This is a genomic window from Actinoallomurus sp. CA-150999 (assembly GCF_050942425.1).
Lineage (GTDB): Bacteria > Actinomycetota > Actinomycetes > Streptosporangiales > Streptosporangiaceae > Actinoallomurus.
In genome coordinates this window covers 11,837,149-11,861,918 of sequence record NZ_CP192063.1, presented here as the reverse complement: position 1 = coordinate 11,861,918, position 24,770 = coordinate 11,837,149, and the positions used below count along the sequence as shown (strand labels likewise).

At 67.9% G+C, this 24,770-nt stretch carries 23 protein-coding genes; 9 read left to right on the top strand and 14 right to left on the bottom strand.

From position 1 onward, the window contains the following. Window position 1: 1 nt before the first annotated feature. Together ACQP2O_RS55000 and ACQP2O_RS54995 are read left to right on the top strand one after the other, a co-directional pair. Window positions 2–1,126 (top strand): AAA family ATPase, encoded by a 1,125-nt coding sequence (locus ACQP2O_RS55000; RefSeq protein ID WP_433191538.1) that lies wholly within the window; start codon window positions 2–4, stop codon window positions 1,124–1,126. Beyond that, complete coding sequence (locus ACQP2O_RS54995; RefSeq protein ID WP_433178781.1) at window positions 1,126–3,420, top strand: TniQ family protein; 2,295 nt, start codon at window positions 1,126–1,128, stop codon at window positions 3,418–3,420. The genes ACQP2O_RS55000 and ACQP2O_RS54995 overlap by 1 nt, the downstream gene beginning before the upstream one ends. 226 nt (window positions 3,421–3,646) lie before the next feature. Here ACQP2O_RS54995 and ACQP2O_RS54990 read toward each other — a convergent pair whose 3' ends face one another. Next, on the bottom strand, window positions 3,647–4,147 hold the full coding sequence (locus ACQP2O_RS54990) for a hypothetical protein (RefSeq protein WP_433178779.1): 501 nt from the start codon (window positions 4,145–4,147) through the stop codon (window positions 3,647–3,649). 252 nt (window positions 4,148–4,399) lie between these two features. On the opposite strand from ACQP2O_RS54990, the gene ACQP2O_RS54985 reads away from it, so the two are divergent. Then, entirely contained in the window at window positions 4,400–4,750 is a 351-nt protein-coding gene (locus ACQP2O_RS54985; RefSeq protein ID WP_433178777.1) for a hypothetical protein, read from the top strand. A gap of 118 nt (window positions 4,751–4,868) precedes the next feature. Beyond that, window positions 4,869–5,753 (top strand): DUF6193 family natural product biosynthesis protein, encoded by an 885-nt coding sequence (locus ACQP2O_RS54980; RefSeq protein WP_433178774.1) that lies wholly within the window; start codon window positions 4,869–4,871, stop codon window positions 5,751–5,753. A 131-nt stretch (window positions 5,754–5,884) separates the two neighbouring features. On the opposite strand, the gene ACQP2O_RS54975 is transcribed toward ACQP2O_RS54980, so the two are convergent. Both ACQP2O_RS54975 and ACQP2O_RS54970 read right to left on the bottom strand, forming a co-directional pair. Beyond that, window positions 5,885–6,205: a hypothetical protein gene (locus ACQP2O_RS54975; protein ID WP_433178773.1), complete on the bottom strand. Its 321-nt coding sequence runs from the start codon at window positions 6,203–6,205 to the stop codon at window positions 5,885–5,887. Between the two features lie 4 nt (window positions 6,206–6,209). Then, entirely contained in the window at window positions 6,210–6,584 is a 375-nt protein-coding gene (locus ACQP2O_RS54970; RefSeq protein ID WP_433178771.1) for a hypothetical protein, read from the bottom strand. A 307-nt stretch (window positions 6,585–6,891) separates the two neighbouring features. On the opposite strand from ACQP2O_RS54970, the gene ACQP2O_RS54965 reads away from it, so the two are divergent. Next, the gene (locus tag ACQP2O_RS54965; RefSeq protein ID WP_433178769.1) at window positions 6,892–7,233 is read left to right on the top strand and encodes a hypothetical protein; all 342 of its coding nucleotides are present in this window, start codon (window positions 6,892–6,894) and stop codon (window positions 7,231–7,233) included. 38 nt (window positions 7,234–7,271) lie between these two features. Here ACQP2O_RS54965 and ACQP2O_RS54960 read toward each other — a convergent pair whose 3' ends face one another. The 4 genes from ACQP2O_RS54960 to ACQP2O_RS54945 form a co-directional block, all read right to left on the bottom strand. Then, entirely contained in the window at window positions 7,272–7,913 is a 642-nt protein-coding gene (locus tag ACQP2O_RS54960) for a YrhB domain-containing protein (protein ID WP_433178767.1), read from the bottom strand. Between the two features lie 301 nt (window positions 7,914–8,214). Then, window positions 8,215–8,787, bottom strand: coding sequence for a hypothetical protein (locus ACQP2O_RS54955; RefSeq protein WP_433178765.1), 573 nt, complete (start codon window positions 8,785–8,787; stop codon window positions 8,215–8,217). A gap of 112 nt (window positions 8,788–8,899) precedes the next feature. Then, on the bottom strand, window positions 8,900–9,319 hold the full coding sequence (locus tag ACQP2O_RS54950; RefSeq protein ID WP_433178764.1) for a hypothetical protein: 420 nt from the start codon (window positions 9,317–9,319) through the stop codon (window positions 8,900–8,902). Window positions 9,320–9,508: 189 nt separating this feature from the next. After that, on the bottom strand, window positions 9,509–9,976 hold the full coding sequence (locus ACQP2O_RS54945) for a hypothetical protein (protein ID WP_433178761.1): 468 nt from the start codon (window positions 9,974–9,976) through the stop codon (window positions 9,509–9,511). A 154-nt stretch (window positions 9,977–10,130) separates the two neighbouring features. On the opposite strand from ACQP2O_RS54945, the gene ACQP2O_RS54940 reads away from it, so the two are divergent. After that, a complete protein-coding gene (locus tag ACQP2O_RS54940; RefSeq protein WP_433178759.1) occupies window positions 10,131–10,718 on the top strand; it encodes a DUF4240 domain-containing protein in 588 nt (195 codons plus the stop codon). Between the two features lie 362 nt (window positions 10,719–11,080). On the opposite strand, the gene ACQP2O_RS54935 is transcribed toward ACQP2O_RS54940, so the two are convergent. Beyond that, window positions 11,081–13,408: an ABC transporter permease gene (locus tag ACQP2O_RS54935; protein ID WP_433178757.1), complete on the bottom strand. Its 2,328-nt coding sequence runs from the start codon at window positions 13,406–13,408 to the stop codon at window positions 11,081–11,083. Further along, window positions 13,405–14,145: an ABC transporter ATP-binding protein gene (locus ACQP2O_RS54930; RefSeq protein ID WP_433178755.1), complete on the bottom strand. Its 741-nt coding sequence runs from the start codon at window positions 14,143–14,145 to the stop codon at window positions 13,405–13,407. The genes ACQP2O_RS54935 and ACQP2O_RS54930 overlap by 4 nt, the downstream gene beginning before the upstream one ends. 195 nt (window positions 14,146–14,340) lie before the next feature. On the opposite strand from ACQP2O_RS54930, the gene ACQP2O_RS54925 reads away from it, so the two are divergent. Further along, window positions 14,341–15,492, top strand: coding sequence for a sensor histidine kinase (locus tag ACQP2O_RS54925; protein WP_433178753.1), 1,152 nt, complete (start codon window positions 14,341–14,343; stop codon window positions 15,490–15,492). Then, a complete protein-coding gene (locus tag ACQP2O_RS54920) occupies window positions 15,489–16,139 on the top strand; it encodes a response regulator (protein ID WP_433178751.1) in 651 nt (216 codons plus the stop codon). Before ACQP2O_RS54925 ends, ACQP2O_RS54920 begins: the two co-directional genes overlap by 4 nt. 22 nt (window positions 16,140–16,161) lie before the next feature. Here the strand turns inward: ACQP2O_RS54920 and ACQP2O_RS54915 are convergent, their stop codons facing one another. Both ACQP2O_RS54915 and ACQP2O_RS54910 read right to left on the bottom strand, forming a co-directional pair. After that, window positions 16,162–19,725, bottom strand: a complete 3,564-nt coding sequence (locus ACQP2O_RS54915; protein WP_433178749.1) for a protein kinase domain-containing protein — start codon at window positions 19,723–19,725, stop codon at window positions 16,162–16,164. A gap of 114 nt (window positions 19,726–19,839) precedes the next feature. Further along, entirely contained in the window at window positions 19,840–20,736 is an 897-nt protein-coding gene (locus tag ACQP2O_RS54910; protein WP_433178747.1) for an alpha/beta fold hydrolase, read from the bottom strand. 102 nt (window positions 20,737–20,838) lie between these two features. On the opposite strand from ACQP2O_RS54910, the gene ACQP2O_RS54905 reads away from it, so the two are divergent. Next, window positions 20,839–21,252 carry a winged helix-turn-helix transcriptional regulator gene (locus ACQP2O_RS54905; protein ID WP_433178745.1) on the top strand — a complete coding sequence of 138 codons (414 nt, stop codon included), beginning with the start codon at window positions 20,839–20,841 and terminating at the stop codon, window positions 21,250–21,252. Window positions 21,253–21,282: 30 nt separating this feature from the next. Here ACQP2O_RS54905 and ACQP2O_RS54900 read toward each other — a convergent pair whose 3' ends face one another. Genes ACQP2O_RS54900 through ACQP2O_RS54890 form a run of 3 tightly spaced genes read right to left on the bottom strand, consistent with a single transcriptional unit; the run spans window position 21,283 to window position 24,721 of the window. Beyond that, complete coding sequence (locus tag ACQP2O_RS54900) at window positions 21,283–21,423, bottom strand: hypothetical protein (RefSeq protein ID WP_433178743.1); 141 nt, start codon at window positions 21,421–21,423, stop codon at window positions 21,283–21,285. Further along, window positions 21,420–23,945, bottom strand: coding sequence for an FtsX-like permease family protein (locus ACQP2O_RS54895; RefSeq protein WP_433178741.1), 2,526 nt, complete (start codon window positions 23,943–23,945; stop codon window positions 21,420–21,422). Before ACQP2O_RS54895 ends, ACQP2O_RS54900 begins: the two co-directional genes overlap by 4 nt. Then, a complete protein-coding gene (locus ACQP2O_RS54890; protein WP_433178739.1) occupies window positions 23,942–24,721 on the bottom strand; it encodes an ABC transporter ATP-binding protein in 780 nt (259 codons plus the stop codon). The genes ACQP2O_RS54895 and ACQP2O_RS54890 overlap by 4 nt, the downstream gene beginning before the upstream one ends. Between the last annotated feature and the right edge of the window lie 49 nt (window positions 24,722–24,770).

The window sequence follows — 24,770 nt, the reverse complement described above, 5'->3', positions numbered from 1 at the left end:
GGTGGTAGACGACGAGCCGTTCGAGGGCGATGACCAGCAGTACTCGCCGACTCGCCTCTCGGGGTGGCTGCAGGAGGTAAACGGTCCTGATCGTGTCAAACCCGAGTGCCTCACCCGCGGCCAACTGGCCGACTTGTCGCCGCGTGAGCTGCTGCGTCACAACGATCGGCGCGCGGTCTGGCATGCCAATATCGGACCGATCCAGACCCCGCAACTACGTGCTCTGCACGAGGATCTGGCGGCGATCGTCGAATCGAATCGACACGATGGCGACAAGGCCAAGCCGGCTGCGCTGGTCGATGCCTATCCCGGGCTCGGGAAGAGCACGGCGGTGCGTGACTACGGGCGCAGGTTCTATCGCGAACAGGTCGCCCTGCGTGGGGAGACCACCGTGGCCGGGCACCGAAGAGTTCCGGTGATCTACATCGCGCTGACCGGGAACACGCAGATCCGTGGTCTGAACGCGGCCATCTGCCGGTTCTACGGCCTGCCGACGTCTGGTGACGCGGACACCCTGGCGGAGCGAGCGGTGGATGCGGTGCTGAGCCTGAAGACCGCCGTGTTCATCATCGATGACGTGCACTTCCTCGCCGGCTCCCATAGCAACTCCGTGCGGATGGCCAACCAGCTGAAGTACCTGTCGAACGTCTTTCCGGTGACGCTGATCCACGTCGGAGTCGGGGTGCAGAGACGGGGGCTCCTCCGGGAGGGCTTCTCGCCTGAGGAGGCGCTGCTTGCCCAGTTCGGGCGCCGGACGACTCCGCTTACGCTGCGGCCCTTTCAGATCGAGGACGAAGCCGGACGGCGGGAGTGGCGGACGCTTCTGAAGACGATCGAGCGTCAACTGGTGCTGGCGGAGAAGTGCCCCGGGATGCTTGCTGATGATCTCCCGGACTATCTCTACGCACGGTCCACTGGACACTTCGCCTCCCTCATGGCCCTGATCAACCGCGGCTGCCTACGGGCGATCCGCAGTGGCCACGAGCGACTCGATCCCGAGCTGATGAACCAGGTCAAGAATGACGCCGCTGCGGAGGAGTCCCGCCAGGAACTTGCCGCGGCGATCGAAGCCGGCCTGTTGACGACTCGGCCGACTCACCCCACGCAGCGCAAGCAGACGGCCTGATGAGCTGGTCCGCTGAGCGCATCCCTATCGTGGTTCGGCCTCTCCCAGGGGAGGCGCTGGATAGTTGGCTGGCGGCCTACGCGACCCGCCTGCGAGTGCCCTCTCGCGACCTTCTGCGGTTCTTGGGGCTGACAGAAGCCAGAATCGGGCAAATGGTGGTCGCGTTGGCCGATCTCGAGCGGGAAGCCCTCTCCCGGGCCACCGGAGTGCAAGCTGACCGGTTAACCGAGATGACCCTGAGTCGTTATGACGGAATCGCCATCACCATCAGGAGGAAGGCTCGGGGACTCGGCCGCCCACCGGACTGGCGTGGCACTGCTGGCACTCGCTTCTGCCCTCGATGCTTGCGGGAGGACTCAGGTCGCTGGCAACTGTCCTGGCGGCTCCCGTGGCAGTTCTGCTGTCTGCGGCACTCGGTGATCCTGGCCGACATCTGCCCTGAATGCGGTGCTCGGCCAAAGCCTCTGGACGCTACTCGGCACTCACCGAGCACCAAGCGCGCCATCTGTGACTTCCCCCTCGGCGACGTGCCCGTTCGTGAACTCGTTGGCGGCGAGACGACGATCACTACCCAGAGGCACATCAACAAGGTCCTCGCGCAAGACGACCGGGTCGCAGCCCGACAGCGATTGCATGACCTCTACATCCTGAGTTGGCAGGCGCTGGAAGCCCTAAACGCTCAGCCGATGTCCGTTCCCAGCGCTGTTGCCGAAATTCTTCATGAGCACCGAGGCGAGATTCCGCCGCCTCTGAACGCGCTTTCCACCCCTACCGCAAATGCCATTGCCGTTGGTAGCGCCATCGCATTGATCGCGTTGACGTCATCGGGTATGGCCGGGCGTGAAATCTTCAGGTGGGTGACGCGTAGCGAGCGGGCGCGCCGTCAGAACCTCAACCCTGCAGCGCTCTTCGTGCCATACCGAAAGGTCAGTCCTGAAGTCAGCAGTCGCGCGCTGGCCTCCATGGACAGCGACCTGCGGCCCATCTTCCGGCTGAAGTACGGTACCGCCTCTCCCTGTCCGCGCCTCCTTTCGAGCCCAATTGCGGACCTACGGCGAAGAGCCGATCAGATTCCGGCCATGCTGTGGCCTTCTTGGAGCATGCGGCTGGTGAATAGCGAGGCCGCCAACCACCGGATGGGGCGTCCCCGCGCAGCGCTCAGCGCCATGTTGTTGATCCCGACGTCACCCACGGGCTTTACCTACGACCAGGCAGGCTCTTACCTCGGGCTGTCCGGCGGCAAGAGCATCATCCGGTCGCTGCTCGCTTTCCACCCGGACAGACACGACGCGATCATGTCGACCATATTCCAGCTGGCTGCCGGACTGGACCGGCACGGATCGCCGATCAACTACAGTCGGCGACGTCGACTATTCATCCGCGAAAGCGCAATCGTTGACCGAGACGCCCACTTCAAGCTGTGTCACCGCCAAGGTTGGAAGCGGGATGCCGATCGCCGCCTGAATCTCATAAATCTCTACGTGGTCGCGTTGCTTACCGGATCAGATGTCAACGACATCGCCGACGAGCCGCTCAGCACGGACGTGGTCACGACGGGCTGGAACGTCCTCCGATATGGGATAGCACCAGAGTTGCGAGCCTTCCTAATTGAACAGGCCGAGACCGCCCTGAAAAGGCAGGGGATTATCGATGAACCGGTGACATGGGAACCGCCTCGCGACTGGGCTCAGAACATCAACTGGCCTGGCCCGGATCCCGATCAGCTCGATCCGGATGTCCTGCGCGACCTCGCCGCGCAGGGAGCCTCCATCTCCCAAGTGGCCGAGCGGATGAGCCTGAGCTATGAAAACGTTCGGCTCTACGCTGAAATCACCGGTGTTGGGGTCTTCACGGTGAACTCCCCGACAATCCGTCCACATTCGCCTCGTCGTCGCGCCTTGCCCCATCCCCCCAGCCAGGCTCGGAATGCACTTCGGCCGCGTCGAGGACTCCTCTCCCCAGAGCGGCTCCATGAGCTTTATATTGTGGAACGTCAGTCCATGGCCACGATCGCCAAACAAGTCGGAGGAAGTGTGACCCTCGTGAAGGCCGCACTGGCAGACGCTGGAATCCCAGTCCGCCAGCCAGGCCAGCAGCGTCGGCATTTCCTCTCGCGAGACTGGTTCGAAAAGGAATACATCAACAACGGACGAACCCTCGACGAACTGGCCGATGAAGCAGGTGTGAGTCATTCGACACTCGCACGAAACGCCGCAGAGTGGGGCATAACCATCAGACCGCGCGGCATTCGGCCGCGAAACCAGCTAATCGAAGCTCGCCGAACCGATAGGTAATGACAGCAGCGAGACCTGAACCTGTCACGGTGGCCGCGGAACAGGCACGTTGCGGTGCGGCTGTCTACCCCTACCCGGTGTCCTCGCCGAGAACGAACCTAGGACCCGGGACTATTCCGTTCGGTCGAGAATCAGCGGTAAGCGCTGAGGCGCAGGTCGGCGGGGGCGGAGCGGGATGCGTCGGTCTCGTTTTGGGCGTACTGCCTGGCAGCGACCGCAGCCCTGGTCACCAGATCGCAGGGCCTTTTTTGTCAGTGTGCCCGAGTTGGAGAAGCACGTCGGGAACGGGTGCCAGGTTCAGATGTTTGAGGAGCTGGGCGGTCTCCTCAAGGTGGAGCAAGCGGTGCCCGCGCAGGTTGCCGTGGTAGTGGTGGCCGTCGAACGCCATCGTGACCTCGGTGAGCGTTTCCCCGCCTGTGGGATCGTAGGAGGAATAGTGGCCGTGCTGCGCCAGCCACCGCACCTCTTGGGGGTCGACGGCCGCATGGGCCGACAGGACGGTGAGGAAGGCGGTTGCTGCGGCGGGAAAATCGGCGCTGATGCCGAGCAGGTCGGGGTTGCTGGCAAGCTCGGACAACACGGCCACCGGTACCTCCGGCGGGCCAGTCACGACCGCGCGGGCGAGGCAGTGCGCTTGGCCACCCCAATAGTGGGGCCACCGCAGGATGCACGAAATCGTGTGGCCTCCCTCGATGTCGGCCACCAGCACGTTGCCACTGTCGCCCATGCCGCCTCCTTGGGTTCGTGCCTCCGCACCTTCGACCATCGTGGTCGTTTTCGTGTCGCGTCGGTAGCGCGGGACGAGGTGGCGCAGTCGTATTGCTGAATTGAGCTGTATCAGGTCGAGGCGGCGCTGGTCCCTCCGGCCGCGCCGGTCGGGCGGCCAGCCGGGTGGAGCGGCCGTCATTCCTACAGCTCTACGATCGCCTACAGGGTTGAACGCGAGCGCTCGCCGAACGCGTCATGAGATCATCCGGCGATGAGTTACGACTTGGCGGTCTGGGAGGGCGAGCGTCCCGCAAACAACCGGGCGGCCGCACAGATCCACGAAGCCCTGTACGAGCAGTACCTCGACGGAGACAGCTTCAGCCCTCCGACACCATTGATCAGTAAGGTCGTCGACCTGCTGCTGCAACGGTGGCCAGAACCGTCTGAAGACGAGGACACGCCCTGGTCAGCGGCACCGCTGATTAGAGGAGCGTCCGGGCCCTACATCTACATTCCAATGGCGTGGAGCCGAGCCGACGAGACATCCGCGTTCGCTGCTGGCGTCGCGGCACGACTCGGCTTGGTGTGCTTTGACCCACAGATGGGCCAGCTTCGCCAGTAGCCCAGAGGAGCGCGGCAGCGCAATCGCGACCGTGTCATTGCCTCCGGCGGGGTCCTGCTTGATCGAAGGGCGGGCTGTACCCGTTCAGAATCGGTGTCGCTGCGGCAGAGTTGAAGCTGTGACACGACAGCCGGGAGAGCACCTCGTCCGCCTTTACCCCGAGATCGGCCTGGCGGGGAGCCTCCAGGCTGCGATGCAGACCGCGCTCGATCATGCGGGCTATGAGCTGACGGCGGTGCTGACCAGTGCTCCCGGCTGGTGGGATTGCGCAACGCGGGTAGGTGACGCCCATCGGCATGTGAGCGTCAACGCGGGCAGCCAGCAACGCTGGTTCTTGATGGAGTTCTGGGACCGGGGCGTCATGATGGCCAAGGCCAAGACCGGCGACTTGTCCGCAGCGGCCGAGGCTATCGGACTCTGGCAGGCCGGCTCGCGCCTGCGTGAGTTGAAGGCCGCCTGCCTGTTCGTCGAGTACGGCCCGCTTGCCGAAGCCCACGAACGCGGCGACGCGGTCGAAGCTAAATGGGCGATCTACCGGAACACCTCGGCACCGCACGTCGATCACGACCTGATCGAGGCCGCCTACGCCCAGCCACGGCTGCGGGCGCTGTTCCCCTTCCACAGCCACCGCTCGCTGCACTTCAGCCGCTGCACCGGTTTCCCCTACACACACGACATTCCCGTGATCGGTCCCCGACCGGACGGGACATACCGCGTCGTGTGGTGGCAGGTCCGCTCGCCTCATGGACCAGCCATCGGAGAAGTCGACAACCCCCACGATGCGATCGCCTTGGTCATCGCCCATCTGCCGGCCGACTGCGGGTCGGCAGTCGCCGGCACGCCACCGACCTTGACAGATCGGATTCCACGTAATGATGCGGTTGACGTGGCCCTTCCCGAAGGGTGGGACGGCAGAGGGGATGACCCGGCAGGGGGAGCGGTGCGCGTCGCGCAGAGAAGGATTGGACGACGCGCGGCGTCAACGCGGGGGAACCGTGGGTAGGCACGCCTCGACTCCTCTGGCCCTATCTAGCGGATCAGTTGCCGCATCGTCGGATCCAACAACGCCACGGCTTTGACCACTCGGCGGCGCTTGGTGGGTGGTGTGGTGGTTTCGAGCCCGACAGGATTCGCTCATACGCTGCCCGTGGCCGCGGTGATGCCATCGGCCATGCGTCGCGCGATCTCCTTGAGCTTCGCCCAGGAGTCGGGGGTATTCCAGTCGTACATCGTCTGGGTGCCGATCGTCTCGAATAGGGGGTGAGCGGGGTCGGCCGCCATTTCGCGCAGCAGGTCCGCTACCTCAGCGGCGCGGTCGCCGAGAATGTGCACCATACGGGTGGCCGAGTCGTCTACCTGCTCTGCCAGGCCGTCATGAATGAATCCCTCGAGCTCGTCGGCGTTGTAGTACGCCGCGAACTCTTCGAGTATCGCGTCCTGCGGGTTGGGTGTCATTGGCTCAGCCTCCGAGTAGGAAGTAACGGCTTGATCGGGCGTGCCGCTGGAGCCTGCCGCCCCAGACCTCCGCGCGCAAGAGCACCCACCCGCGAGATTGATGCTGCCACCACATCCCGTCGGTATGCCCGAGTTGGAGAAGCGCGTCGGGAACGGGTGCCATGTTCAGCTGTTTGAGGAGCTGGGCGGTCTCCTTAACGTGGAGCAAGCGGTGCCCGCGCAGGTCGCCGTGGTAGCTGTTGCCGTCAAACGCCATCGTGATCTCGACGAGCGTTTCCCCGTCTGTGGGATCGTGGGAGGAATAGTGGTCGTACTGCGCCAGCCACCGCACCTCTTGGGGGTCGACGGCCGCATGGGCCGACAGGACGGTGAGGATCACTGTCGCCCATGCCGTCTCCTTGCGTTCGTGCCTCCGACATTTTCGATGATCATGGTCGCTTTCGTGTCGCGTCGGTAGTGCGGGACGAGGCGGCACAGTCGTATTGCCGAATTGAGCTGTAATCAGGTCAAGGCGGCGGCGCGTCTCGCCCGCGCCCACACCGGCCCGCCCTACGGGCGTGCGGCGTGGGCGCCGATCCCCTATGGTCCTGCCGGTGTGGGCGGCCCCGGCCACGACCCACCCGTCCGGCGTCCACCGAGCCGCTCTGGCAGGGTCCGCACCGCCGCCGACCTGGCATTATCGGATCATGGGCACCTGGATCTACATACGTGGCTGGCTGCAGTTCCCCCACGGACTCGAAGCAGAAGCCAAGCGCATCGTCCGCGCAGGAGACACCACGGGCTGGACCTTCCCCGAAGGTGGCTGGCTCGACGCAGCGTGCTACGCCCGCGCGGTTCGCGATGAGAGTGACGTACTCGAACCAATCCGCGAGATCGCTGCCCTGCCCGCCGTCGATGACGACAACGACCGTGCAACTGGACTCTTCCTCGTTTTCCATGAAACCGAAGGCCATCTTGAATGGCAGATCCGCGACGGCGATGTCTTCATCAGCCCGGCCCCGACACGCTACGACTACCTGTGGCAGTAAGGCGATCAGGCCGAGCCGCACCACCTACCGATCGGCGCTTACTTTGCATCTTCGGTGCTGGAGTCGCCTGAGTGGGGTGCCGCCTGGTCGAACGGGGGCTCAGGGGAGTCAGCAGGCGACAGCAGGGGGCCAGCGATGGTCTTAATCCCCAGTCGGCGCGAGAACTGATCGGGCGGTCTGACCAGTTCGATCAGTCCGGCTGGTGGTCGCTCTCCGGCCGCGATCGCGGCGACGTAGTCGTTGGCTTGGGCCATATTCACGCTGGGCGCACATCGCCTGAGGAGCCGGATGGCCGTGACCCGGCCCTCCTGCTCCAGCGCTTCACGGACTTCGGTCGCGAACGGGATGCCGGGGTGAGGGTCGGCATCAGCGGCGCCCGTTGGCTTGATGCGCTGCTCGTAGTCCTCTTCCCAGAGCCCGCGGACGTAGTCGGTGACCGGAATGTGGTGGATGCTTCCATCGTGGCGGTCGACCAGATAGGGACCACCGCCGACGAGCATGTCGCTGACGTTGCCGCTGCGAAGGTATGCCTCGGACTGCGAGCTGATAATCCAGCCGAGGCGGTGCTCGGTGACCTCACTGATCGCGAGAGTGACCGGCTGGCTGCGCTCCGCGGACTCCCGCTCCTGGGCGCGGAGTAGCTCTTCGACCAAACGCACGGCGCGGTCTCTGTCGATCACCCGCCCATCATCGATGAAGCCAAGGCCAGCGGCCAACCGATTTCTTGATCACCTCGCTTGAAGACACGATCCCCTCGCAGAGGTGGGGCCACTTCTCGTTCACCGCACACCCACCCAAGATCACTAAGTGGATCCAACTCAAGCTCCCCCCGCATCTGGAGCCAGTTTTCGCTCGCCGAATCATTCAGTCAGTGGGGTGCTCCACCTTCACCCCTGGGGCCTGGCCCGCTCCCCGGCGACGGCGAACGGGATGACCAGGCAGGCAGCACTGTGCGCGAGGCGCTGCGGTTGTTATCTGGCCTCAAGCCGCGTGCTTGTGCATGACGTCGAGGTAATGCCGGTCGCGATGTGGCACGTGGTGGTCACGTCCCGGAAGGCTGAAGACCGCGCACACGTCGGCGGGCCTGGTGAAAATGCTGGATTGGTCGCCGAAGGTGAGGGTGCTGTTGGCTTCGTGCTGACAGCCTGCGTCGTCAAGAACCCTGATCAGGTCCTCGCGGAGGACGGTGGCCTCGAATGACTCGGAGTCGGGCAGGACGAGAGGCGGGAGTTTCGCCGTCGAGCCCGGCCAGAGGTTGATCCAGATGCCGCTGACGGCCCGTTGGGTGATGACCAGCTTCAAATCGCCCCAGGAGTAGGGGTATCCGTCGATGTCGGGCCCCTTCATGAGGATGGCCGGGTGCGGGCGCCCAGGCCCGAGGAGCTGTTCAGCTTTGGCCAGGGACATGCCACACTGCAGCGGCCCGATCCGGCCGGATTGGGCGAAGCTCACGAGTACGTCCATCAAGTTCACGACAGCGACCCTGCCATCCCCCGACCAGGTCCGCACTGCAATATCGGCGCGGTAGGTCAAGGTGAGGCGAGCCGAGATCATCGCTTTCCATAGTCGGGCTGACCGTGCCCGCTGGTGCCACATCAAGCAACGTTCGCTCCTTCTATCTAGGGCGCTGCCTGAGGGATGAGCGTGTCTCGCTTCTCGGCCTGTTTTATTGGGAGGTCTCGGCGGGACAACCGTCCAGAGCACGTTCCATGGCTGTGCGCGCGGCCATCTTCCCTGCAGTGTGGAAGGAGTGCTCGTTCGAGTCGATTTCATGGATGACCATGCGCCGTAGGATCACTTTGGCGTCCATGATGATCGGCTGGTTGGCGGCTAGTTCCTCGCGCATGCCCTTGGCGAACGCGTCGAGATACGCAAAGACGACCCTGTAGTCGTGGTCGCCGCGGTTGGGTCCGTAGACGAAACACACATCGGTTGGTATGGCGAGTTCGATGCTGCTGCCGGCTCCGTGTCCTGGCTCGAAGTCGACCGTGACGATGGCGAACACGCCGCACACGGTCTGCTTGACATACCGGGCTTCCACGTCGCGTATGGGGTGCGGCGGGAATCGCGGGGGTTCTTCGGGCATAACGCTCATGGTAGAGCCAGTCTCAAGAGACGTTGACTCTGTCGACGGCAGGGCGAACGTTGCTTGATGCGGCGCTAGGTGAGGGAGTCGATAACCGTGGTAACCGGGTGGATCTGGGCCTGCAACGTGCGACCGTGAGCAGTAGTTAAGACCTGTGGATGAGTTGTTCTGACTCTCGCTCCGGTGCGGCTATCTCGGATCGTCGGTCTGCCAGGGATAGAGGAACTGTTCGGGGTGTAGCTGCCACGCTTTGAGTGTCGTGGCCAGCTCGGCCTCGTCGGCGGCTGTGGTGGCGCGGATCAGGACGGCTCCGGTGTCGTAGTCAAAGCCGTCGATGTGCTCGGCATCGTAGTCCCAGTGCTGCAGGCGGAACGTGCGGGCGTGATCGGCTGGTTTCCAGCCTTGTCTGCGGGCTTGGGTGTCGTCGGAGGTGGTGAGCGGGGTGATGTCGATGAACGCTCGCCGACCGGGCTGGGATGCTGGGACCTCGGTGACCAACCGCTGGCCGAGGCGCAACGCGTTCAGCTTGTCGGTGGGCCAGGGCCGGTCGCTGCCGACCGGATGGTTCGGCGCACTCATGCGGCCGTGTCCGCCGGTCGTTCGATGAGCTTGCCGTCCACGCCGCGAGCATGCCACGGTGAACAGGGAATGATCCACTGGATTGACCAGGCGACTCGATAAGTGCAGAGAATCGGCCTCATGACCCGCCGCCGCGCCGGTCGAGCGGCACCACCGGACGAAGAACCACCGCGGACTCTCTCCAGCCCTTCACCTCGGAGCGTTGTCACCAGCAGCCGTTACCGTCGCCCGCATGGACATTGAGGACTTCTGGCAGTTCCTTGAGCGCTCAGCCCGGGAGACCACTGATCGCGACCAACGCACCCGCTGGTTGCAGGACCGGCTCAGCCGTATCTCGCTAACCCATGTCGTGGACTTCCAGATGCACCTGGATGCCGCACGCCGCCCGATTGACACCTACGCCATGTGGGGTGCCGCCTACCAGATCATGGACGGCCTGTGCAGCGGCGACGGTTTCTGGTACTTCCAGCCGTGGTTGATCGGCCAAGGCCGACACTGGTGGCAGCACGCAGCCAAGGACCCTAACAATCTCGCCGACATTCCCGCTGTATGCGCTCTGGCGGGCCGCAGCACCAGTGAGTGGACGGACACCGAGTGGCCTCAATGGGAAGAACTCGCCTACGTGGCCAGCCGGGTCCACGATCAGATCACCGGCCAGGAGGACAGCATTGAGGACGCACTCGCAGCACGCGACCACCACAGCCTCAGCACTCCTCAAGCTCTCGGCCCACGATGGGACCTCGACAGCCTCGCCGAGATCCAACAACACCTGCCAAGACTCGCCAGTCTGTTTCCACGCAAGCGGTACATCAAAGCCTGAACACCCAGCCCCCTGACGACCGCGTGATCACGGAGCATGAGGCCAGGAACCTCGGCCTTTCAAGGTCTTTAGATGACGACTGATTGAGCGCGCTGCCGGGGGCTCCGCCGCCCCTGGACCCCGCGAGGGATGCAATGAGCAAAGCCGCCATGGCCGCTGCGCAGCTCCGGCCGTGCCATCAGCCCCGGTGATCAGGGTCAACAGCGGTCACGCGCCTCATTGGTCTTAACTGTCTGTGACATGGACGAGCAGGGGCGGGCTCCTATTGCGCACGAAGAGCCGACAGACATGGTGCTCAGCCGCCCCGGATTCCGGCGTCCTAGCAGGAACCAGTGCTCATCGAATCGCGGACCCTACAACTACTACTCGGCGCGCAGGGCGGATGCCGTTCCGGCCTTCGCCGCCCAGCCGGCTGGGCCGAGTGCGCCGACGATCGCGATGACCAACCCGGCGAGTCCCAGCAGGATCAGCTCCCACGGGGAGTACACCGACAGCAGGGACAGCGGGTACCCGGAGTTCGCGGCGTGCGCCATCACCGGCACCACGGCATGGTGCAGGAAGACTCCGGCGGGGACTCCGACGATTCCGGCGACCAGCCCGACGCTGGCGACCGAGCACACCACCATGAAGAGGGTCTGCCGCGGCGTCATGCCGATCGCCTTGTACACGCCGATGTCGTGAGCTCGCTCGCGGACCTGCAGCGCCACGGTGTTCAGCACGCCGAGGCCGGCGACCACCGTGATCAGGATCGTGAGCATCGTGATCAAGGTGAGCACGGCGAGGAACTGCGTGGTCGACGCCTGGGAAGAGGTGGCGCGGTAGGAGCGGCCGAGCGCCGCCGACACGTTGTTGGCGTACGCCTGCGCGCTGGTGCCGGGCTGGAGGGCCACGTCGAAGTACTGCGGCTGCGCACCAGGGTCGAAGCGGGAGAGGGTGGCCGGGCTCAGGTACAGGGCGGGCTGACTGCCGGTCTTGAACACCTCGCCCACGATCCGGACCGTCAGCCGGTGCCGGCCGGAGATCAGTGTGTACGTCGACCCGACCGAGGTGCCGGTGTCGGTGAGGAACAGTGTGTTCACGTCCACCTCCGCGGCTCCCGAGGAGGTGGAGTACCAGCGGCCGGAGATCAGCGGAATCCCGCTCAAGGACGGGGTGTCGCCGTAGGCGACGGCGGCCGCCTTCTGCGCCACGCCGGGCAGGCTGAACTTCTCGTCGGTCTCGGTCATGTAGTACCGCGTTCCGGCCTGGGCTTTCAGCGCCGTCTCGACGGCGTGCCGCTGCGCGTCGCTCAGGGAGGGGGCCTGGCCGCCCGCGCGGCCCGACACCTGCACCGGCATGCGCGAGTACGGCGAGTCGTCGCCGACCCGGATCAGCGTCGACCCCAGCCCGATGCCGAACGTCACGGCCGCGGTGCCGAACACGATGACCACCCAGGTCGTCACCGTCCGCGCGGGCCGGGCGGCCGGCGCGGCCAGGCCGAGCGTGACCGACCGAGGGAGTGACCGCAGGCGCGCCGCGGCCCGGTGCGCGAAGAAGCCGTGGACCGGCCGGGGAGCACGGCCGGTGGCGATCGCCTGGATGGCGCTCATCCGGCCCGCCCGCAGCGCGGGAAGGACCCCGCCGACCGCCGTCAGCGAGAGTGCCGCCAGCGGAACCAGGACGTCGACCCACAGCGGGACGCTCAGCGTCCCCACCTGGTAGACGTGCGCGTTCACCTCGAGCATGGGTACCGCCAGCAGGTTCCCGGCCACGACGCCGATGGCGCAGCCGACCACCGCCGGAACCAGCACCAGCAGCGCGTACGAGGCGACCACCTGCACCGGGCTGAAGCCGATCGACTTGAGCACACCGATGCGCGTGGTTCCGGCGATCACCGCACCGGCCACCACGTTCACCACGATCAGCACCGAGATCACCAGCGCGATCACGCCGAACGCGATGATGAACGGCACCCACGGCTGGATCCCGGCCTGTTCCGCCTGCCGAACGTCCAGATAGGACGCGCTGCCGAGCACCGCGCCGCCCGGCAGCGCCGACCGTACCGCGGTGATGTCGGCGGCGACCGCGGACTGCGACTCCGCGTGGGTGAACCGGTAGAGCATCTGAGCCTCCCCGGTTCCCCCCACGCTCCGGAGCGAGGCGATCTGGGACGGCGTCACCCAGCCAGCGGCGGTGTGGGTGATCGAGTTCGCGGTGCCGACCACGGTCAGCGTCTGCGAGCCGACGGTGAGAGTCGACCCGGTGAACACCCCGTTGCCTCGGTCGACGACGATCTGCCCGTCGCCGGCCGGCCAGTGGCCGTCGAGCAGCGTGATGTGATCCACCGGGCCGCTCGGGGCGGACCGGCCGACGATCCGGAGCGGCGTCGTCGACGAGCCGGGTACTCCGGGAACCGTGACCCGCGCGTTCACCTCGACCTCGCCGAACGGGCCGGACGCAGCCGTCACACCCGAGAGCCGGGACGTCGCGGCAAGCCGGCCGACGTCGGCGACCGAGGCGTTCACGGTGACGGTGATGTGGGCGCCGTTCTGCTCGGCGAACGCGCGGTCGAACGCGCCGTGGGCGTTGGCGAGCAACCCCAGCGCGACCGTCGAGGTCGCGGTGGCCGACAGCATGACGACACCGATGATCAGTGCCTGCAGGCGGCGCCCGCGCAGGCCGCTGAGGGCCGTGCGGAGGACCGCGGTCATCGCCGGCCCCCCGTGTCGGGCGCGCCCACGGGACCTGCCGAGTCCGACCTGATCCGGCCGTCGGCGACGGAGATCACCCGGCTCGCGTACCTGGCGGCCAGCTCCGGGTTGTGCGTGACCAGGATCAGCGTCTGCCCGGTCGAGTTCAGATCCAGCAGCAGTGCGCCGATCTCCTCGCCGGCCCTGGTGTCCACCGCACCGGTCGGCTCGTCGGCGAGCAGCAGCGCGGGCCGGTTGATCAGGGCCCGGGCGATCGCCACCCGCTGCCGCTCACCGCCGGACAGCCGCGCCGGGTAGGCGTCGCGGCGGTGGTTCAGCCGGAGCCTGTCCAGTAGCTGGTCGGCCCGCTGCCGCGCGCCGTCCGACCGGCCCCCGGCGAGCTGGGCGGGCAGCAGGATGTTGTCCATGACGGTCATGTCGTCGAGCAGGTTGAAGAACTGGAAGATCATGCCGACCTGGCGCCGCCGGTACTTGGCGGCGGCGGTCTCGTTCATCTTGTCCACGCGGTCCTGGCCGACCTGCACCGTGCCGCTGGTCGGCCGGTCCATTCCCGCGATCAGGTTGAGCAGCGTCGACTTGCCGCTGCCGGACGGCCCCATGATCGCGACCGCCTCGCCGGCACGCACTGCCAAGTCGACGTCCACGACCGCGGGTGCCGCGGCATTGTCGTACTGCTTGGTCACACCGTCCAACCGGATCAACTCCAGGTCGGTGGCGGGCACGCTCTGCTGTCTCATCGGTTCCTCTCTGGCACGTGGCGGGCACGGCATACGCGCATCAGCGCGGCTGAACGGCCGTGGACTGGGATCATGTGCCCACGCTCGCCGAGCGGGACCTTGTCGCGGTATCGGCCGGAAGTCGGCTTGCCGCGCTGCCCGGATTCGTACTTTCGGCGGACATGGCCGGATGCGGCGCAGCCGTAACCTGGCGGCATGGACGTGCTCAAGCGCCTGGCCCGGCAGGCCGGGACGGGGGCCGAGGCGGTGCTGGGCGCGGCGATGGCGATAGTGATCGCCCTCAACGCGCTGGTGATCGCCAAGGCCGGCAGGGGCTGGCCGTTCGGTCTCGGCGTCGGCATCGTGATCTGCGCGACCGCCCTGCTACGCGGACGGAACCGGGCATGGGCGGCGATGACCGGCCTGGTCCTGTTCGCCGCAGCCGGACTCGCGGTCGCGCTGGGGGCCGTCCCTCCGGGGCCGCTGTTCGGCGGCGGGCTCGTCGGCCTGCTCGTACTCGGCGCCGCGGCGGTGCGGACGCTGCCGCCGCGCCTCGCCGCCGTCATCGGCGTCGGCGGCACGCTCGTGATCGGGGTAAGTGAGACCGCCGGGCCCCACGGCCTGTTCGACAACCGGGTCTATTGGGCGCTGGCCGGGGCCACCCTGTGGTCTGCCGCGCTCGCGGTCGGCCTCTATCTCCGCTATCTCGACTTCCTCCACCGCGAGACGCTGGCGACGGTACGGCGCGAGGAGCGGCTTGAGCTGGCCAGAGAACTGCACGACGTGGTCGCCCACCACGTCACCGGCATGGTCGTCCAGGCCCAGGCCGCCCGGTTCGCCGGAAAGGACCACGCTGAGACGTTGCGGTCGGCGCTGGGCAGCGTCGAGACCGCCGGCGCTGAGACACTGGCCGCGATCCGGCAGCTCGTCGGGCTGCTGCGCGATCCGGACGACACGGGCGGTGTCCCGCCGACGCCTGAGCCGATCAGCCGGCTCGTGGAGCGATTCGCCGAACACGGCCCGGTGGTCGATCTGCGGCTCCCGCCAGCCCCCGCCTGGCCGCCTGAGGTGGCCAGCACCGTGTACCGGGTCGTGCAGGAGGCGCTGACCAACATCACCCGCCACGCCCCCGGCGCCCGCTCGGTCACCGTCACCGTCACCCACGACCCCCAACAGGTCAGAGTCGAGGTGATCGACAACGCCCCCGCCACCGCCTCCCGACACTCCCGGCCCACCGGCGGCTACGGGCTGGTCGGGATGCGAGAGCGCGTCGAGGCACTCGGCGGCAGGCTCCGCGCGGGGCCGCTGCCTGAAGCGGGCTGGGCGGTCCAGGCCAGCCTGCCCGTCCCCGCGCAAGGCCGGCCGTGACCCTACGTGTCCTGCTGGCCGATGATCAAGCCATGGTCCGCAGTGGTTTTCGGCTCATCCTCGAAAGCCAGCCCGGCATCACCGTGACAGCAGAGGCCGCGGACGGCATCCAGACCGTGGCCCTCGCCCGGGAACTCCGCCCGGACGTATGCCTCGTCGACATCCGCATGCCGGGCCTGGACGGCATCGAGGTCACCCGTACGCTGGCCGGTCCGGGCGTCGCCGACCCGCTCCGCGTCGTGATCGTCACCACCTTCGACACCGACGAATACGTCTACGGTGCGCTGCACGCCGGCGCGGTGGGCTTCCTGCTCAAGGACGCCGGACCCGCCCTCCTCATCGAGGCCGTCCGAGCCGCCGCCGGCGGCGACGCCCTGATCTCCCCGTCGATCACCGTCCGCCTCCTCCGTCAGCTCGCGTCCACCCGGCACCCGGACGCCGGAGCCGGGAGCCGGCTCTCGGAACGAGAACTCGACATCGCCCGCAACATCGCCAAGGGACGCACCAATCAGGAAATCGCCGCCGAACTGTTCATCTCGCTCAGCACAGTGAAGACCCATATCACCCGCATCCAGCACAAACTCGGCGTCCGCAACCGGGTAGAAATCGCCGCTTGGTGCTGGGAAAACCGGATCATGAACCAATAGCCGTCTCGGTGATCGGGATGAGTCAGCAGGTGTTTCGGTAGGGGATTTCGGGGATGTGGGTCTTCCAGACTGTCCTGGGCAGCGGGCCGAACTGGGCGCAGAGGGCGGCCTTGATCTTGCCGGGGGCGACCAGGTGGGTGCGGAGGCGGCCAGCGGTGTCGACGGCGAGGACGGCCGATCCGTCCGGGGTGAAGGCCACTCGTGTGATCATGCCGGTGCCGTTGTACTTCTCGGGGATGAAGAATCCGTTGAGCGGGCCACCGAGCGCCTGTTTTCGGGTGAGGTCCCACAGCCGGATCTGGTTCGTCGTCTGATCCGCCACGGCCAGGACGCGCCCATCGGGGGAGAAGGCCGACGGGGCCTCCGGAGAGCCGCTGAGGGTGGTGTCGTCCACCCGCCGTAGCGACCTGCCGTCCCAGAGCGAGATCTTATGGTCGGCGTCGTTCGCCGCCGCGACGATTCCGTTCTTGCTCACGGCCTCGGGTGTGCCGACCGCGAAGTCGGGGGCGGTCAGCCGCCTGCCGGTGGCGACGTCGACGACCCCCTGGTCCGGGGCGGACACCACCGTCCGGCCGTCGCCGCTGAACAGGATCCGGACGCCGAAGGTCTGGAAACCCGCCTGAAGACCGTCCTGACCTCCTGCGGGTGGTTGCCCGGTGGATGCGACGCGCCGGGTTCTCGATGCGATGTCCCACAGTTCGAGCCGGCTCGCCTTCCCGTCGCCGAGGGTGAGAAAGGCCAGCGTCCGGTCATCGGGGGAGAACGCGATCTGAACGACATCGTCGGAGGCTTCGTTCTCCAGGTTCTGATGTGTCGCCAGGGTGGCCTTCCTGGTCGCGGAGGGGACGTCCCAGATCTCGATGTCCCCGTTCGGATGGGCCACCGCCAAGAGCCGGCCGGCCGTGGACAGCTCATCCGCGAGGACGTGGTCCCTGGACGGCAGCGCTTTCCGCCGCACCCGTTTGAGCGGATCCCAGATCTCCACTGTGGGCGAGACGCCATCGTTCGTTGCGACGGTCGAACCGTCCCGGCTCAGTTTCGGATCGTTGCCCGGATCGAAGAGGTCGACCGGGTCGCGAATCGCGCCGAGGGACAGCACGGTCACGACGTTCTCGTAGTTGACGCAGCGCAGCGTTCGGCCCCCCGGCCCGAACGCTGAGGAGCGGCACCCGGGGCTGGTGTACTTGAAGATCGGTTCCTCCGGGCCGGGGGCCCAGCTCGGGTAGGCCCAGGCGTCCCAGACCGTGCCCTGGACCGCCACGTACCGGCTGTCCGGGCTGAAGGCCGGTCGTCCATCGGAATCCACGGTCTGGAACCCCATCGCCGACGGGGTGGGCCGGTCGAAGGGCCCGACCCACAGCCGGTCGCCCTGGCGCAGGGCGATGAGCCTGCCGTCGGGGCTGAGCGTCATGTTCGAGATCTCCTTCTTGCCGGGGATCAGCCGCAGAGCATGCGCCTTTCGTCCGGTGTCGAGGTCCCACTGGTCCACCGCGGTCCCGTGGGTGGTGACCAGGTACTTCTCGTCGGGCGTGGTGTCCGCGTCCCCGACGGGGTAGGGGATCTTCAACAGCCGCTTTCCGGACGCGGTGTCCCACACGCTCGTGCCGTCGGACTCGCCGACCAGCAGTCGCCTGCCATGCCTGTCGAGCTCCGGGAGAGAGCCGGAGGCACGGACCGTCGTCGGGAGCTGCCGTCCGGTCACCGCGTCGAAGGTCGCGATCGTGTTGTCCTGCCGGACCAGCGACAGGACACTGCCGTCCGAGCTGAGCGACGCGACGGAGGAGGAGAACCTGGTGTCCAGAGGCTTGCCCGAGAACCGGAACGACGTCCGCACCGTGCGCGCGTCGACGTCGGCGAGCTTCACCTCGTTGCCGCGGATGTAGGCCCGCAGATGCCCGGTCGCGTCCCCGGTCGAGTACCAGGTCCGGTCGATCCCCGGGGGCCGGTAGGTGTACTGCTCCGGCTGGTCGTACACGGTCAGCAGCGCGTTCCGGGCCTCGTAGCCGTCGGGCCACAGGCTCGCCGCGGCCACCGCAAGTCGCTTGGCGGTGATCGGATCGGTACCGCGCATCGCGGCGGCGAGGCCCGCGACCCGGGCGCCGACGGCCTGGTCGCGCTGTCGGGCGACGGTACGGCCCCGGGCGATCGCGACGGTGGCCGTCGTCCCGGCGACGACCAGCAGGACCGCCAATGCCACGCTCGCCACGGTACGGTTACGGCTCCTGCGCCGGGCGGCTCGTACGGAGTGGTCGAGGAAGGAGCGTTCGAGCAGGTTGAGCGTGAGGTGCCGGCGGCCGGCCACCGCATGGCTGAGGGCCTCATCCAGCGGCGTGCCCAGCAGCAGATCTCCGCTTCTTCGGCCGTGGTCGTGCCAGCGCCGCGCACCGTCGGCGAGCCGGTGATGAACGTCCAGGGCGTCGCGTTCGTCCTCCACCCACCCGCGCAGAGGCGGCCAGGCGCGCACCAGCGCGGGTGTGGCGAGCGAGAAGACCTCATCGTCGCGTACCAGCAGCCCGGCCTCACACAACGCGTCGAGGACCTGCCGTACGGTCTGCTCACCGGTCTCACCGTCGAGGAACTCCTCGACGGCGACCCTGCGGAGCAGGCGGTCGGCGTCCGAGACCGCGTTGATCATCCGCAGCAGCACACGCGGCACCACGGCCTGCGCATCCGGACCAAGCCGGGCGTACGCCTCCTCGGCCACCTCCGCCAGGGACGGAGGGACGGAGGTCGCCGGAAGAGCCCCCGCGGCCCGCTCGCCCGCCTCCAGCGAAGAGTCCCCGGCCTCGCCACCGATCAGGCCCTCCAGCAGCTCCATGGCGCTGGGGCGCCGCTGTGGGCTCCGGGACAGCGCCCGTCCGACCAGGGACCGCAGCGGCTCCGGCAGCACGGCAAGATCGGGCTCATGGTGAAGGATCTGGTGGGTCAGCGCCGGAATGTTCCCCGCCTCCGCGTCGAACGGCGGCCGGCCCGTCGCCGCGAACAACGCGATCGCACCCCACGCCCACACGTCAACGGCGGGTGAGGCGCGCTCCCCCTGGAACAGCTCCGGAGCCATCCACCGCGGAGTGCCCTTCAACCCCGTCGCGCTCCGCGTCATCTCCTCGGTCCGCGCGATACCGAAATCGATGACACGCGGGCCATCGGGCCCCAACAGCACATTCGCCGGTTTTAGATCGCGATGCGTCACCCCCGCGCGATGGATCGACGACAACGCGGTCGCGATGCCGATCGCCAGCCGGACCAGCTCACCGGGACCGTACGGCCCGTTCTGCTCCACCCAGGTGTGCAGGTCCGGACCCGGCACGTACTCGCTGACCAGATACGGCCGCACATCGTCGAGATCGACCTCGATGATCCGCGCCGTGCAGTACGACGCCACCCGCCCGAGCGCCTCCGCCTCCCGGCCCAACTGATCACGGAAGGCATTACTGACCAGATCACCGCGCAACGCCTTGACCGCGACCCGGCCGCCAGCGCCGTCATACCCCTCGTAAACGACACCCTGGCCGCCCGAGCCGAGCCGCCCTGCCAGCCAGTACGAACCAAGCTGCCGAGGATCACCTAAGGCCAAAGGCTCAGCCATCACCATGCCCCGCTCACGAAGTCGCGACCGCCGACCGCATAGACGCAGCCGGACACCCACCGGTTCTAACCGACATCACGAGCCTGGACCACCAGGTGGACGGCTTGCGAGTGCTTACAGGTTCCCGGAGTGCTGGTCCGCGGCGAAGAAGGACGTCAGCAGTGGCAGCAGGGCGTGCGGGCGGTCCAGCGGGATGATGTGGCCGCAGTCCTCGATGAGCCGGCCGGTGAGGTCGTCGGTGATGGGTCGTAGCTGCTGTTCGAGTGCGTTTCCCACGGGGTGCGCGCCGATGGCCATCGTGGGCACGGTGAGGCGGTCAGAGCCGACGGCGTCTTGGATCTGTCGTGCGCTGGTGGGTGCGGCTCGGTAGTAGGAGAAGGCGCAGCGCAGGGCGTCACGCCCGGTGTAGGCGCTGACGAAGGCGTCTCGGATCCCGCGTGGCACACCGCGGCCGTGGGTGCCGATGGTGAGGAACCAGTCGATGTAGTCCGCCTCGTGTCCGGTCAAGACCGTCTCGGCAAGGTCGGGAGTCGAGTGGAAGCCGAACCACCACGGCGGACCGTTGACAAGGAAGTCCTCGGCGCCGGGCAATCGGCCCAGCAACGACTCCATGAGGACGAGCCGCCGTACGCGGGCGGGGTGCCGCATGGCGAACAGGAATGCGGGAGGGGTGCCTGCGTCGATACCGACCACCGCCGCCGATGGTTCTCCCAGAGCGGTGAGGAGTTCTTCGGCGTCGGTCGCGAGGGTGCCGGCGTCGTAGCCGTCCACGGTTTTCGTGGTGGCGCCGAGTCCTCGCAGGTCCGGGGCGATAACGCGGTGGTGCCGGGCGAGGTCGGCGATGACCTCGGTCCACAGTCGCCAGGTGTGCGGGAAGCCATGGAGCAGCAGGACGGCGGGTCCGTTCCCGGCGATCGCCACGTTGATCTCGATGCCGTTGGCTGCGACCCGGTGTAGGGAGACCTCGGCCGTGGAGTGGCCGGGGGTGGGCGTCGGGGCTGTGCCGGGCATGATGTCTCCCTCAATCGCGGTTACCAATGGTGACAAGCAGAGGTTAGGTAACCTCCTCTTCATGGCCAAGACCGCACTTTCGCGACAGGTGGTGAGCTGCGGGTGACCTCCCCTCCAGCCCGTACGGGGAAGGGGACGCGGGGTGACCTTTTCGATCCCGAGTGCCCGACCCGTCGATTGCTCGATCGCATCGGCACGAAATGGACGTCCATGGCCGTCAAGGTCCTCGCGGAGGCCGCCCCGCACGAAGTGCGGTTCGCCGAGCTTCGGCGGCGGATGCCCGGCGTCTCGCAGAAGATGCTTTCGGCGACCTTGCAGAGCCTGACTCGCGACGGCCTGGTCGCTCGTCGAGTGGAGCCGACCGTTCCGCCGCGGGTGCACTACCGGCTCACCGACCTGGGCTTGTCGCTCGAGGTCGCGCTCGCCACTGTCCGGACCTGGGCCGAGGAGCACATGGCCGAGATCGACCGCGCCAACGAGATCAACAACGCCCAAGCCGACGGCGTCGACGAGTAGGGGCGGCGGTGCGCCTGTGCGATCACGTCGTCATCCGGCGGTGAGGGCGATGTTGATGAGCACCCCGACGATGACGACGGCCAGCAGGATCCACGGCCATATCGGGCGTTCCTTCGGCGGTGCCCACTCGGTGCGGTCGGAGCGGCCGTTCGTGTTCTTCTCTTCGTTCACAGTGACTCCTTCGGATGGGATCGCAGGGCGATTCGGGCCGGGATGAGGATGGAGAGGGTTCCGAGCACGGCCGCGCCGCCCGCGATCGCCGCGTACAGCGACGGCGGGACGTACGGCACGGGGTTGCCGGTGAGGCCGTAGCTGATCGTGGCCAGGGGCAGCAGCGGCACGGCGGTCCCGATGACGATGGCGATCACGGCGACCAGTACGGCTTCGGCGCGCATCATCCGCATGACCTGGCGGCGGGTGGTGCCGATGAGGCGGAGCAGCGCGAATTCGCGGGTTCGGCCGGTGACGGCGAGGGCGAGGGCGTTGGTGACGGCCACGGCGATGTAGCCGAAGACCATCAGCAGGGGCAGTGCGCTGGTGAGGATGGTGCCGTCCTGCTGTGATCGCTGCGCGGCCGCGATGTCATCGCGGTCCTGGACCGTGAGGCCGGGGTAGCGTCGTTCGAGGTCGCCGAGCGAGGCGCCGGCGCGGGTGCGGACCAGGATGGCCTCGTCGGTCCGGCCGGTGGTGTGGGGCAGTAGATCCTGGTGGGGCAGGGTGACGTCGCCGAAGCCCGCTCCGCGGTGGTAGACGGCGATGACGCGCGGGGTTACGGGTGTGCCGTCGCCGAGGTAGAGCCGGACGGTGGAGCCGACGCGAGCGCCGAGGGTGCCCGCGGCGGCTCGGCTGATCGCGACCGTTCCGCTGGTGAGGTCAGCGAGCCTCCCGGACTGAACGCCGAGGTCGAGCGTGCGGTCGAGTCCCCGCGTGTCGATGCCCTGCGCCGGGTATTCGAAGACCTCCGGGTCGCCCAGCATGGTGATCGCCGCGTAGACGGTGGAGCGTACGACCGGGGTGGCCGCCAGCACGCCGGGGGTGTTCCGGGCCGCCTCGACGGCGTCTCCGGGCACTCCTCCGTTACGCGCGAGAGTCCGGTCGGCGAGGAGCCCGTGGATCGCGTCCCGGTGGGCGGCGGCGGCCATGGTCGTGGGCAGGCCGAGCTGGATGAGGGCGAAGCCGACGATGAGGATCAGCGGCGAGATCGCCGCCGCCAGCCGTCGCGACGAGGCCCGCGCACCGGCCACCGCGAGGTGGCCGGGTGTGCCGAACGAGCGCTGCAGCGGTCCGGCCAGCACCCGTGTCGTGGCCCTGACGACGTGCGGGCCGAGCAGGGCCACGGCGATGACCATGATCAGCCCGCCCGAGCCGGCCCCCGCGACCGCGAACACGCTTCCGAAGAACAGCGGGAGCAGGGAGGCGGCGCCGCCGACCAGCAGGAGCCCGAGACCGGCCACGGCACGGGCACCACCGATGGCGCGCTGTTCCAGCGCAGCCTCACCGAGCGCCTCGATGGGGCGGACGCGCACGGCCCGGCGGATCACGGTCCACGCGGCCAGTTCGGCGACGCCGACGCAGGTCACCAGCGCGACGAGGACGGGCAGCGGGCCGACTGAGAACGCGAAGTCGGCGGGGATCATCCCGACGGCTCCCAGCGCGCCCTTCAGCAGGAACGCCACGGCGATACCGGGGACCCAGCCGAGCGCCGCCGCGAGGAGCGACACGACGAGAACTTCAGCGGCGATCATCTTGCTGATCTGCCGTGGGGTGGCCGCGACGGCGCGCAGCAACGCGATCTCGCGTCGCCGCCGGTGGAAGGTGAGGGTGAGCGTGCTCGCGACGACCAGCACCGTGACCAAGATGATCACGCCGGTGAGCGCTCCGGCCATCTCCTGAAGGTCGCTGCGGGCCTGTCGTACGTCGTGGAACTCGACGCGGCTGCGTGCCGCGCCGGTGGCGACCGTGGCGCGGGTGCCGCGCAGGGCCTTGCCGACGCGTTCCGTGAGGGCGCCGGTGTCGGTACGCGGTGCGGCCAGCACGCCGATGGCGTCGACGGTTCCGGGTCGGGCGGCGATCCGTGCGGCCTCCGGGTCGGCGAAGAACACGGCCGGGCGCCGGTCCGCGCCACGTGACCTGGCGACGCCGCTCACCTGGTAGGTCGCCGGTGCGCTGCCGGCCATGACCTGGGTCCGGTCGCCGGAGGTCACGCGCGCCCGGCGGGCGAGAACCGCGTCGAGCACGACCTCGCCGACGGTGGTGGGCGGGCGCCCGGAGGCCAGCGTGACGGGAGTCAGGGCCGCGGCGGCCCACCCGTGGCCCAGGGACCCGTCCCCGGCGGTGACGGGTTCACCGTGCCGGTCGATCACCTCGGCGGGAAAGCTCACGTCCCCGATCGCCGCGCGTACGCCTCGGACACGCGCCACCCGGTCCACGAGAGCGGCGGGCAGCGTGGCCCGTTCGGTCAGCGGCTTGTGCTTCGTCTTGCCGTTCCGCGTCACCGCGACGTTCGCCGGTCCACCGACGACGACCGCCGCGCCCGCGTACCGCTGAGGTGCGACACCGGCGCTCAGACCCGACTGCAGGATGATCCCGCAGGCGGTGATCAGGGCCGACGCGCCGAGCAGGGCGACGAACGTGCCCACGAGCCCGCTGCGGTGCGCCCGGATCATCTTCCAGGCCAGGTCCAGCACGGTCACCACTCCCCGAGGCGGGTCATCGCGGTCGCCACGCGTTCGGGAGTCGGCGCGTCCAGGTGCCCGGCCAGCCGTCCGTCGGCCAGGAACACGACACGCCGGGCATAGGACGCGGCGACCGGATCGTGGGTCACCATGACCACGGTCTGGCCGAGCGCGTCCACAAGGTGCCGCAGGAGTGTGAGGACCTGGCGCCCGGACCGGGTGTCCAGTGCGCCGGTGGGCTCGTCGGCGAAGACCACGTCCGGCCTGGTGATCAGCGCCCGGGCGATCGCGACGCGCTGCCGTTGGCCGCCGGACAGCTCTGCGGGACGGTGGCGTCGCCGGTCGGTCAGCCCGACCCGCTCGAGGATCTCCGCCAGCCACCGCCGGTCGGAGGGCCGGTCCGCGAGCCGCAGCGGAAGCGTGATGTTGTCGGCGACGTCGAGCGCCTCGATCAGGTTGTAGGCCTGGAAGATGAAGCCGATCCGTTCCCGGCGCAACGCGGTCAGTCCGGTCTCGTCCAGGTCCGACAGGTCGGTCTCGCCCAGCAGCACCTCACCGGTGGTGGGACGGTCGAGGCCCGCGGCGCAGTTGAGGAACGTGCTCTTGCCCGATCCCGACGGCCCCATGATCGCGATGAAGTCGCCGCGCGCGACGGCGTACGTGACGCCCGCCAGAGCGGTGACGGCTCCGTCTCCGCGGCCATAGATCTTTCGAACGTCCCGCATCCGTACGGCGGCCATGGCGTCCTCGCGCGTCGGCATGGCCGACGCGTCTCCCATTGGAACTTCGCTCACCTGCGTGAACGTACGGTCCGGCCGATGGGCCCGGACAGCCCGTGGACGG

Coding starts and splice junctions, on each gene's coding strand:
- ACQP2O_RS54995 (WP_433178781.1), top strand. CDS start 1,126: ATGAGCTGGTCCGCTGAGCGCATCCCTATCGTGGTTCGGCCTCTCCCA.
- ACQP2O_RS54990 (WP_433178779.1), bottom strand. CDS start 4,147: ATGGGCGACAGTGGCAACGTGCTGGTGGCCGACATCGAGGGAGGCCAC.
- ACQP2O_RS54985 (WP_433178777.1), top strand. CDS start 4,400: ATGAGTTACGACTTGGCGGTCTGGGAGGGCGAGCGTCCCGCAAACAAC.
- ACQP2O_RS54975 (WP_433178773.1), bottom strand. CDS start 6,205: ATGACACCCAACCCGCAGGACGCGATACTCGAAGAGTTCGCGGCGTAC.
- ACQP2O_RS54965 (WP_433178769.1), top strand. CDS start 6,892: ATGGGCACCTGGATCTACATACGTGGCTGGCTGCAGTTCCCCCACGGA.
- ACQP2O_RS54955 (WP_433178765.1), bottom strand. CDS start 8,787: ATGATCTCGGCTCGCCTCACCTTGACCTACCGCGCCGATATTGCAGTG.
- ACQP2O_RS54950 (WP_433178764.1), bottom strand. CDS start 9,319: ATGCCCGAAGAACCCCCGCGATTCCCGCCGCACCCCATACGCGACGTG.
- ACQP2O_RS54940 (WP_433178759.1), top strand. CDS start 10,131: ATGGACATTGAGGACTTCTGGCAGTTCCTTGAGCGCTCAGCCCGGGAG.
- ACQP2O_RS54935 (WP_433178757.1), bottom strand. CDS start 13,408: ATGACCGCGGTCCTCCGCACGGCCCTCAGCGGCCTGCGCGGGCGCCGC.
- ACQP2O_RS54930 (WP_433178755.1), bottom strand. CDS start 14,145: ATGAGACAGCAGAGCGTGCCCGCCACCGACCTGGAGTTGATCCGGTTG.
- ACQP2O_RS54925 (WP_433178753.1), top strand. CDS start 14,341: ATGGACGTGCTCAAGCGCCTGGCCCGGCAGGCCGGGACGGGGGCCGAG.
- ACQP2O_RS54915 (WP_433178749.1), bottom strand. CDS start 19,725: ATGGCTGAGCCTTTGGCCTTAGGTGATCCTCGGCAGCTTGGTTCGTAC.
- ACQP2O_RS54910 (WP_433178747.1), bottom strand. CDS start 20,736: ATGCCCGGCACAGCCCCGACGCCCACCCCCGGCCACTCCACGGCCGAG.